Below are 9,813 nucleotides of genomic sequence, written 5' to 3' on the forward strand. Positions count from 1 at the left end.
CATGAGCCGGGACCGGGCCGGGGGCCCCGACCCGCACCGCGGGTCGGGGCCCCCGGCCCGGCGGCGCCGCGCTCAGCCGGCCGGAGCCGCCTCCGACAGCGCCTTCCACAGCGTGCCCGCGGTCTCGAACGTGTCCAGCGTCAGCTGCTCCTCGACGAAACGCACACCAAAGGAATTCTCCAGCGCGGAAAGCAGCTCGACCATGCCCAGCGAATCAAGTCCGAAATCGCGGAGGGACGTGTCCTCGGCCACCGGCTCGTCCGGCGGCAGGAAAGGGAGCTGCCGACGCAATATTTCCTCGAACTGCTGGTCCCACATGGTCACTCCACCAATGCTAGAGAAGCTTGAGAATGCGCCCTGACTGCGGGCTCGATTCCCGGAGTGTACAAGCCGATATCAGCGCCGACCGATCGCAATGAACCCCTATTTCGCCGCTGTGCACGTGGAGGCCGCATCATGGAAGGCACGACCGGACACGCGCTCCACGCGCGGTTCCAGCGCGGACTGCGCCGCTCCCCGCAGGGCATCGCCGTGACGGTCGACGGCCGCTCCGTCACGTACACCGAACTGCACCGGCTGGCCCTCGACTGGGCCGGCCCGCTGGTCCGGGACGGACACCGCACCGTCGGCGTGCTCACCGCCAAGACCGTCACCGCCTACGCCGGGATCCTCGCCGCCCTGTACGCCGGCGCCGCCGTGGTGCCGCTGCGCCCGGATTTCCCCGCCGCCCGCACCCGCGCCATGCTCCACGCGTCCGGCGCCACCGCGCTGCTGGCCGACGCCCGCGGCGAAGCCGCCGCCATCGCGCTCACCGACGGCGACGACCAGCCGTCCGTACGGGTGTACACGCCCGAGCGCACCCCCGCCGATCCCGCCGGTGCCCTTGCCGAACCGCGCCCCGTACGCCCCGGCGACCCCGCCTACCTGCTGTTCACCTCCGGCTCGACCGGCCGGCCGAAGGGCGTCGTCATCACGCATGCCGCCACCGCGCACTACTTCGGCCTGCTGGACGAGCGCTACGACTTCACCCCGCGGGACGTCTTCAGCCAGACCTTCGACCTCAACTTCGACTGCTCCCTGTTCGACATCTTCTGCGCCTGGGGCGCCGGCGCCCGGCTGCTCGCGATCCCCGCCCAGGCGTACCGCGACCTGCCGCGCTACCTGCACGACCAGGGCGTCACCGTGTGGTTCTCCACCCCCAGCGCCATCCGCCTGGCCCGCCGCATGGGCACCCTCGGCAAAGGCGCGCTGTCCGGCCTGCGCTGGAGCTTCTTCGCCGGGGAGGCGCTGACCTGCCGCGACGCCGCCGACTGGCGGGACGCCGCACCCGGGGCGACGTTGGAGAACCTGTACGGCCCCACCGAGGCCACCATCACCGTCTCCGCCTACCGCTGGTCCGACACCGGCACCCCGCCGCTGGCCGCCAACGGCACCGTCCCCATCGGCGCCATCCACGCCGGACACGACGTGCTGCTGCTCGACCCCGACGGGCAGGCCGCCGCCGACGAAGGCGAACTGTGCGTCAGCGGGCCCCAGCTCACCCCCGGCTACCTCGACCCGGCCGACGACGGCGGCCGGTTCTTCGACCACGCCGGCCGCCGCTGGTACCGCACCGGCGACCGGGTCCGCCGCCTGCCCGACGGCGCCGGGATGCTCTACCTCGGCCGCCTCGACTCCCAGCTCCAGGTGCAGGGCTGGCGCATCGAACCCGCCGAGATCGAGCATGCCCTGCGCGCCTGCCCCGGCATCCAGGACGCTGTCGCCGTCGGCGCCCCCGGCGGCACCGGCACCGAACTGTTCGTCTTCTACACCGGCACCCCACAGCCGCCCGTGGAGATCGCCCGCCCGCTCCGCGGGCTGCTGCCCGAGGGCGTCGTACCCCGCCACTACCGGCATCTGGACGACCTGCCGCTGAACAGCAACCGCAAGATCGACCGCGGCGCTCTCACCGCCCGCGCCGCCGAACTCCTGAACCGCCGCTGACCCGCCGCACACCCCCGCCTGCCACGGAGAATAGGGGACGCTAGGGGTGGCGGCGGCCCACCCCGCATCGGGTAGCTTCGCGTTCGGCGAGGAACAAGGAATACCCCGCCTCGAACGCGGCGCGGAGAATGTCACCCGCAGCCGGAAAGCGAATGTCCCGGCGACATGTCTTCCCGATCTGGAGTGCGGCAGTGAACGGTGCCCATGCCCCGCGGCGCGGCATGCTCATCCATTCCCTCCTCGACGAAGCCGTCGCCGACGCGCCGAATTCCGCGGCGATCCGCGACGCTTCCGGGGTCTGGGACTACGCCGCCCTCGACGCGTACAGCCACGCCGTCGACGCCTGGCTGGACGAGGCGGGCGCCGGGCCGGGCGACCGGATCGTCGTCCAGCTGCCCACCACCCGCGAACTGGTCGCGCTGTTCTTCGGGACGCTGCGCCGCGGCGCCGTGTTCGTGCCGCTCAACCCCGGCATGAAGACCTTCCACCTCACCTCCGTACTGGACAACGCGGAGCCCCGCCTCGTCATCGCCGCCGACGAGACCGCCACCGCCGTCGGCGGCGCCGCCACCGTCCCCGTGCACGCCTTCGGCACCGTCTGGCGCGAGGTGGAGAGGCTGCGCGGGGCGGGCGCCCGCCCCGAGCCGGCCGCCCCCGACCCCTCCGACATCGCCGTCCTCATCTACACCTCCGGCAGCACCGCCGCCCCCAAGGGCGTCATCGGTCCGCACAGCCAGGTCGCCTTCGCCGCCGAGTCCATCCAGGCCGTCCTCGGCTACCGGCCCGACGACGTGGTGTTCTGCCGCTTCCCGATGTCCTGGGACTACGGCCTGTACAAGGTGATCCTGTCCTGCCTGGGCCGCTCCGAACTGGTCCTGGCCGGCGGCGAGTCCGACCTGGTCCTGCTCCGGCGGATGCACGAGGTCGGCGCGACCGTGGTGCCGATCGTGCCCTCCCTCGCCACCATGATCGCCACCCTTGCCGAACGCGACCCGGCCGCCACCGCGCCGGTGCGCATGTTCACCAACACCGGCGCCGCGCTGCCGCCCACCACCATCGACCAGCTCCGCAAGGCGTTCCCCGGCACCCGCGTGGTCCGTCAGTTCGGCCAGACCGAATGCAAGCGGATCTCCGTCATGCCTCCCGACGAGGACACCGAACGCCCCGACTCCGTCGGCCGCCCGCTGCCCGGCACCCGCGTCCTCATCCTCGACGACGACGGACACGAGGTGCCCACGGGCGAGTCCGGCGAGATCGTCGCCACCGGCCCGCACGTCATGCCGGGCTACTGGCGCGCCCCCGACCTCACCGCCCGCACCTTCCGCACCGACCCCGCCACCGAGGAGACGCGGCTGCACACCGGCGACTACGGACGCCTCGACGCCGACGGCTACCTCTACTTCGAGGGACGCCGCGACGACATGTTCAAACGCAAGGGCATCCGCATGAGCACCCTGGAGATCGAGGCCGCCGCCATGGACGTCCCCGGGGTACGCGCCGCCGGCGCCGTCCCCCCGTCCGACGGCCGCGACCTCGGCATCGTCGTCGCCGGCGACCTCGCCCCGCACACCGTCCTGCGGGAACTCGCCGCCCGCCTCGAACCCGCCAAGGTGCCCGCCCGCTGCCGGGTCGTCGCCGAACTGCCGCTGACCGCACACGGCAAGAACGCCGTCCGCGAACTCGCGGCCCTGATCGAGGGGGACGAACCGTGACCGACACCGGCCTGAACGCCGACCTGGCCGAGCGATACGGCACCCCGCTGTACGTGTACGACCTCGACCGCGTCGCCGCCGCCCGCCGCGACCTGTTCGCCGCGCTGCCCGACGGCGTCGAGGTGTACTACGCCCTCAAGGCCAACCCGCACCCCGACCTCGCCCGCGCCCTGCGCGAGGACGACGGCACCGGCCACGCCTGCCGCGCCGAGATCAGCTCCACCGGAGAACTCGCCGCCGCGGTCACCGCCGGCTACGACCCCGCTGCCTGCCTCTACACCGGCCCCGGCAAGACCCCCGGCGAGCTGGCCGCGGCCCTCGACGCGGGGGTCCGCACCTTCTCTGTCGAATCCCTCTCCGACCTGCGGCACGTCGGGGAGGCGGCGCTCGCCCACGGCGCCACCGCCCGCTGTCTGCTGCGCGTCAACAGCGCCACCGCCGGCGCCTCCACCGGCATCCGCATGACCGGCCGGCCCTCCCAGTTCGGCATCGACGGCGAGACGCTGCCCGCCCTGATGCCTGACCTCGCCGCCGTCCCCGGCACCCGCCTGGCCGGCGCCCACTACTTCACCATGAGCAACGCCAAGGACGAGGACCACCTCCTCACCGAGCTCGAAGCCGCCATCGGCTCCGCCGCCAAGCTCGCCGAGGACACCGGGCTGCCGCTGGAACTCCTCGACATCGGCGGCGGCTTCTCCGCCCCGTACGCCACCCCCGGCGAACGTCCCCGCTACGGCAAACTCCGCGGCGAACTCGAACACGTCCTCGACCTGCACCTGCCCGGCTGGCGCTCCGGCGCGCCCCGGATCGCCGTCGAGTCCGGCCGCTACCTCGTCGCCGACAGCGGCCGCCTCCTCACCCGCGTCGTCAACGTCAAGGACAGCCGCGGCAGCCGCTTCGTGATCGCCGACGCCGGGATCAACACCGTCGGCGGCCTCTCCGGGCTCGGACGGCTGCTGCCCGCCGCCGTCCGCCCCGACACCGCCGCGCCCGAGGCCGAACCCGCCAGCCTCGTCGGCCCGCTGTGCACCCCCGGCGACCTGCTCGCCCGCGACATCGGACTACCCGCCGCCGAACCCGGCGACCTGCTGAGCATCCCCAACGTCGGCGCGTACGGGCCCACCGCCAGCCTCCTCGGCTTCCTCAGCCGGCCCGCGCCCGCCGAGGCCGTCGTCCGCGGCACCGACGTCGTCACCGTCTCCCGGCTGGAACTCCACCGCGTCCCCCAGGCGCCGCGCGGAGGACACGGGTGACCGGCCGACGCCCCCCGCAGCCCGCCGCGCCGGCTCCGCTGCGCGCCACCCTGCCCTCCCCGGACCTGCCCGGTCGGCTCGCCGCCGCCGAACGGCTGCCCGCCGACGGCGCCGCGCCCACCGTCGTGGTCAGCAGCGTCGCCTCCGACTCCCACACCTGGAACCTCGTCTTCCTCCAGCTCCTCATCGAGGAATGCGGCTACCACGTCGTCAACCTCGGCCCCTGCGTCCCCACCGCCCTGCTGGAAGCGGAACTGCGCGCCTGGCAGCCCGCGCTGCTGGTGATGAGCACGGTCAACGGCCACGGCTACCGCGACGGCCTCAGCGCCGTCACCCGGCTGCGCGCCCACCCGGAACTCGCCACCACGCCGATGGTGATCGGCGGGAAGCTCTCCATCAGCGGCACCGACAGCGGCGAACGCGTCGGCCACCTCCTCGCCGCGGGCTTCGACGCCGTCTTCGACGAGACCGCCCACAGCGTCGCCTCCTTCCGCCGCTTCCTGACCGCCACCCCCAGGAGAGCAGGCCGTGAGCTTCGGTGACTTCGTCCGGCGGCAGCACGCCGCCGGACGCCTCGTGGTGCAGCCCCGCATGGGCTTCGGATCCCCCGAGCACATGCGCGCCGGGCTGGCCGCCACCCGCGCCGCCGACGCCACCACCGTCGGCACCGTCACCCTCGACAGCTACACCCGCGTCGGCGACCTGGACGCCGCCGCCGCCGCGCTGCGCGACGGCACCGGCCTCAACGGCTATCCCCTCGCCACTCACTCCACCGCCACCACCCGGCAGATGCTCGCCGGACTGCACGGCCCCGACTTCCCCGTCCAGATCCGGCACGGCTCGGCCCGCCCCCAGCACATCGTCGACGCCCTCGTCGACGCCGGACTGCACGCCACCGAGGGCGGCCCCGTCTCGTACTGCCTGCCCTACGGCCGCATCCCCCTCGGCCAGTCCGTCCACAGCTGGACCGAAGCCTGCCGGCTGCTGCTGCGCGCCCGCGAGACCACCGGCGCCGAACCCCACCTGGAGACCTTCGGCGGCGCCCTTCTCGGCCAGCTCTGCCCGCCGTCCCTCCTCGTCGCCGTCAGCACCCTCGAAGCGGTCTTCTTCCACCGCCACGGACTGCGCAGCATCTCCGTCAGCTACGCCCAGCAGACCAACCCTGCCCAGGACCGGGAAGCGGTCGCCGCCCTGCGCGGCCTGTGCGCCGACCTCCTCCCCGGCGCCGACTGGCACGTCGTCGTCTACGCCTACATGGGCCTCTTCCCGCGCAGCGACCACGGCTCCCGCACCCTCCTCGCCCATGCCGCGGAACTCGCCGTGCACACCGGATCCGAACGCCTCATCGTCAAGACGACGGCCGAATCCCGGCGCATCCCCACCATCGAGGAGAACGTCGCCGCCCTCGAACACGCCGCCGCCACCGCCCGCGCCTCCCGCCCGCCGCACCCGGCGCCGCCGGCCCCCGGCGGCAACCAGGTCCACCGCGAGGCACGCGCCCTCGTCGACGCCGTCCTCGACTGCGACCCCGACATCGGCCGCGCCCTCATCCAGGCGTTCCAGCGCGGACTCCTCGACGTCCCGTACTGCCTGCACCCCGACAACGCGGGTCGCGCCCGCAGCTACCTCGCCCCCGACGGGCGGCTCGGCTGGGCCGCCCTCGGTTCCCTGCCCCTCGCCGGCGTCACCGAGACCCGCGGCCACGAGGCCCTCACCTCCGCCTCCCTCATGACCGCGCTGTCCTTCGTACGCGACACCTACGACCAGCCGGCCCTCACCCATGCCACCTCCCACACCCTGACGGCGGCCCCCGCGTCCGCGGACGGCCCGCCAGCCGACCATGCGACAGGAGAGACGCGATGACCGCCGGCCGGACCGTCCGGGCCTACCCGTTCGACATGCACGCCACCAGCGTCTCCCCTCTGTACGCGGAGCTGCGCCGCGACGAGCCCCTCAGCCGCGTCCAGCTGCCCTTCGGTGAACCCGCCTGGCTGGCCACCCGCTACGACGACGTCAAACTCGTCATGACCGACCACCGCTTCAGCCGCGCCATCGCCCAGGGCCTCAACCAGCCCCGGCTGCGCCGCCAGCCCTCCGGCGACGGCATCATGGGCATGGACCCGCCGGACCACACCCGGCTGCGCCGTCTCGCCGGCAAGGCGTTCACCGCCCGCCGCGTCGAACGCATGCGGCACGGCATCCGCACCCTCATCGACGAACTCCTCGACGCCATGGCCGCCAAGGGCGCGCCCGGCGACTTCCTCGAGGACTTCGCCCGCCCGCTGCCCGTCACCGTCATCTGCGACCTCCTCGGCGTCCCGCTCGCCGACCACCACGTCTTCCGCAGCTGGACGGCGAGTATGACCAACGCCGACACCATGGAACGGGACGTCGACGAGATCGGCGCCCCCCTCGCCGAGTACATGTCCCAGCTCATCGAGCAGCGCCGCAAGGAACCCACCGACGACCTCCTCGGCGCCCTCGTCTATGCCCGCGACGCCGGCGACAAGCTCAGCGAGGACGAACTCCTCGCCCTGGCCGGCCCCGGACTGCTCACCGGCGGCGTCGAGACCGTCTCCTCCGCCCTGCCCAGCTTCGTCTACACGCTGCTGACGGAACCCGGGCTGATGACGCAGCTGCGCGCCGACCCGTCCCTGGTGCCCTCCGCCGTGGAGGAGCTGCTGCGCCACATCCCGATCAACACCGCCGCCATGTTCGCCCGGTACGCCCTGGAGGACGTCCGGTTCGGCGACGTGGTGGTCAGAGCCGGCGACCCGGTGCTGCCCGCCCTGCACGCGGCGAACCGCGACCCCGAGGTCTTCACCGACCCCGAGCGGATCGACCTCACCCGCGGTACCAACCCGCATATGACCTTCGGACACGGACCCCACCACTGCATCGGCGCGCAACTCGCCCGGCTGGAACTCCAGGAGGCGCTGAGCGCCCTCCTGGAGCGCTTCCCCGAGCTCCGGCTCGCGGACGGCCCCGAGGGCGTCGAGTGGCAGTACGGCGTGATCGTGCGCGGGCCGTCCGCGCTGCGCGTCGCTTGGTGAATCGGAATCAGTGGAGTGCGGCTATGAGCGAGACGACCAATTCCCCCGCGGCCACCGCGAACGGCAACGCCCTGGCGCTGCGACTCACGGAACTGCCCGTCGAGGAGCGGGAGCGGGTGCTGGTGGACCTCGTCTGCGAGCACACCGTCGCGGTGCTGCGCAACGTGCTGCCCGACGCGCCCCGCTCCGTCGACCCCGAGCTGCCCTACCGGGCCCTCGGCCTCGACTCGCTCGGTGCGCTCGCCCTGCACGCCCTGCTGACCGCGGCGACCGGGCTCGACCTGCCCGTTACGCTCGCCTTCGCCCACCCCACCCCCGCCGCCACGGCCCGCCACCTGCGCATCCGCCTCCTCGGTGAGTCCGAACCGGCCACCGCCCCGGCGCCCGGCCCCGACCGCGCCGCCGACCCCGACGAGCCGATCGCCATCGTCGGCATCGGCTGCCGCTACCCCGGCGGCATCGGCTCTCCGGAAGACCTCTGGCACCTGGTCTCCGCCGGCGTCCACGTCAGTTCGCCCTTCCCCGCCGACCGCGGCTGGGACCTCGCGAGCCTCTTCGACACCGACCCCGACACCCCCGGCACCAGCTACGCCACCACCGGCGGCTTCCTCCCCGACGCCGCCGACTTCGACGCGGAGTTCTTCGGCATCTCACCGCGCGAGGCGTCCGCCATGGACCCGCAGCAACGCCTCGTCCTGGAGACCGCGTGGGAGGCGCTGGAGCGCGCCGGCATCGACCCGGCGACCCTGCGCGCCACCTCGACCGGCGTCTTCATCGGCGCGGAACCCCAGGAGTACGGACCCCGCCTGCACGAGGCCCCCGAGGGCCTGGACGCGTACCTGCTGACCGGCAACGCCCCCAGCGTCGTCTCCGGCCGCGTCGCCTACACCCTCGGCCTGGAGGGCCCCACCGTCACGGTCGACACCGCCTGTTCCGGCTCCCTGGTGGCCCTCCACCTGGCCGTGCAGTCCCTGCGGCGCGGCGAATGCCCCATCGCCCTGGCCGGCGGCGTCGCCGTCCTCGGCAGCCCCGGCACCTTCACCGCTTTCAGCCGCCAACGCGGTCTCGCCCCCGACGGCCGCTGCAAGGCCTTCTCGGCCGCCGCCGACGGAACCGGCTTCGGCGAGGGCGCCGGCGTGTTCGTCCTGGAGCGGTTGTCGGACGCGCGCCGCAACGGGCACCGGGTGCTGGCCGTGGTGCGGGGTACGGCGGTGAACCAGGACGGCGCGTCGAACGGCCTGACCGCGCCGAACGGCCCGTCGCAGGAGCGGGTCATCCGCGCCGCGCTGGCCGACGCCGGGCTGGGCGTCACCGACGTGGACGCGGTGGAGGCGCACGGCACGGGCACGCGGCTCGGCGACCCGATCGAGGCGCAGGCACTGCTGGCCACGTACGGCCAGGGCCGCGAGGACGACGAGCCGCTGTGGCTCGGCTCGGTGAAGTCCAACATCGGCCACACCCAGGCCGCCGCGGGCGCTGCCGGCATCATCAAGATGATCATGGCGATGGAGCACGGTGTGCTGCCGCGGACGCTGCACGTGGACGCGCCGTCGCCGTATGTGGACTGGTCGGCGGGTTCGGTGGAGCTGCTGACCGAGGCCCGCGAGTGGGCGGACGAGGGCCGCCCGCGGCGGGCGGGTGTGTCGTCGTTCGGCATCAGCGGGACGAACGCCCACGTGATCGTGGAGTCGCCGGAAGAGGTGGAGACGGCCCCCGCGGAGGCACCGGAAGCGGCCTCGGGTGGGTTGGTGCCGTTGGTGTGGTCGGCGAAGAGTGAGGGGGCGGTGCGGGCGCAGGCGGGGCGTCTGGCGG

Annotated in this window: 8 protein-coding genes; 7 read left to right on the top strand and 1 reads right to left on the bottom strand. The window is 73.6% G+C overall.

Annotated features, from left to right (window positions below; translation table 11 throughout):
- Positions 1–72: 72 nt before the first annotated feature.
- Positions 73–318 carry an acyl carrier protein gene (locus JL475_RS36900; RefSeq protein ID WP_202282561.1) on the bottom strand — a complete coding sequence of 82 codons (246 nt, stop codon included), beginning with the start codon at positions 316–318 and terminating at the stop codon, positions 73–75.
- A 138-nt stretch (positions 319–456) separates the two neighbouring features.
- Between JL475_RS36900 and JL475_RS36905 the strand changes: the two genes are divergently transcribed.
- The 7 genes from JL475_RS36905 to JL475_RS36935 all read left to right on the top strand — a co-directional run.
- On the top strand, positions 457–1,983 hold the full coding sequence (locus tag JL475_RS36905; protein ID WP_202282557.1) for an AMP-binding protein: 1,527 nt from the start codon (positions 457–459) through the stop codon (positions 1,981–1,983).
- Between the two features lie 221 nt (positions 1,984–2,204).
- The gene (locus JL475_RS36910) at positions 2,205–3,695 is read left to right on the top strand and encodes an AMP-binding protein (protein WP_202282562.1); all 1,491 of its coding nucleotides are present in this window, start codon (positions 2,205–2,207) and stop codon (positions 3,693–3,695) included.
- Entirely contained in the window at positions 3,692–4,948 is a 1,257-nt protein-coding gene (locus tag JL475_RS36915; RefSeq protein ID WP_307825309.1) for a type III PLP-dependent enzyme, read from the top strand. The genes JL475_RS36910 and JL475_RS36915 overlap by 4 nt, the downstream gene beginning before the upstream one ends.
- A 95-nt stretch (positions 4,949–5,043) precedes the next feature.
- Positions 5,044–5,490 carry a cobalamin-dependent protein gene (locus JL475_RS36920; protein ID WP_202282568.1) on the top strand — a complete coding sequence of 149 codons (447 nt, stop codon included), beginning with the start codon at positions 5,044–5,046 and terminating at the stop codon, positions 5,488–5,490.
- Positions 5,477–6,811 (top strand): methylaspartate mutase, encoded by a 1,335-nt coding sequence (locus tag JL475_RS36925; RefSeq protein WP_202282558.1) that lies wholly within the window; start codon positions 5,477–5,479, stop codon positions 6,809–6,811. The genes JL475_RS36920 and JL475_RS36925 overlap by 14 nt, the downstream gene beginning before the upstream one ends.
- Positions 6,808–8,001 carry a cytochrome P450 gene (locus JL475_RS36930; RefSeq protein WP_202282559.1) on the top strand — a complete coding sequence of 398 codons (1,194 nt, stop codon included), beginning with the start codon at positions 6,808–6,810 and terminating at the stop codon, positions 7,999–8,001. Before JL475_RS36925 ends, JL475_RS36930 begins: the two co-directional genes overlap by 4 nt.
- A 122-nt stretch (positions 8,002–8,123) precedes the next feature.
- A partial coding sequence (locus JL475_RS36935; protein WP_307825310.1) for a type I polyketide synthase occupies positions 8,124–9,813 on the top strand: 1,690 nt, incomplete at its 3' end.

Source organism: Streptomyces sp. M2CJ-2, from assembly GCF_016757295.1.
In the GTDB taxonomy this organism is placed as follows: Bacteria; Actinomycetota; Actinomycetes; order Streptomycetales; family Streptomycetaceae; genus Streptomyces.

What these genes read in the sequence shown, in the direction of transcription:
- JL475_RS36900 (WP_202282561.1), bottom strand. Translation starts at nt 318, where the DNA reads ATGTGGGACCAGCAGTTCGAGGAAATATTGCGTCGGCAGCTCCCTTTC.
- JL475_RS36905 (WP_202282557.1), top strand. Translation starts at nt 457, where the DNA reads ATGGAAGGCACGACCGGACACGCGCTCCACGCGCGGTTCCAGCGCGGA.
- JL475_RS36910 (WP_202282562.1), top strand. Translation starts at nt 2,205, where the DNA reads ATGCTCATCCATTCCCTCCTCGACGAAGCCGTCGCCGACGCGCCGAAT.
- JL475_RS36930 (WP_202282559.1), top strand. Translation starts at nt 6,808, where the DNA reads ATGACCGCCGGCCGGACCGTCCGGGCCTACCCGTTCGACATGCACGCC.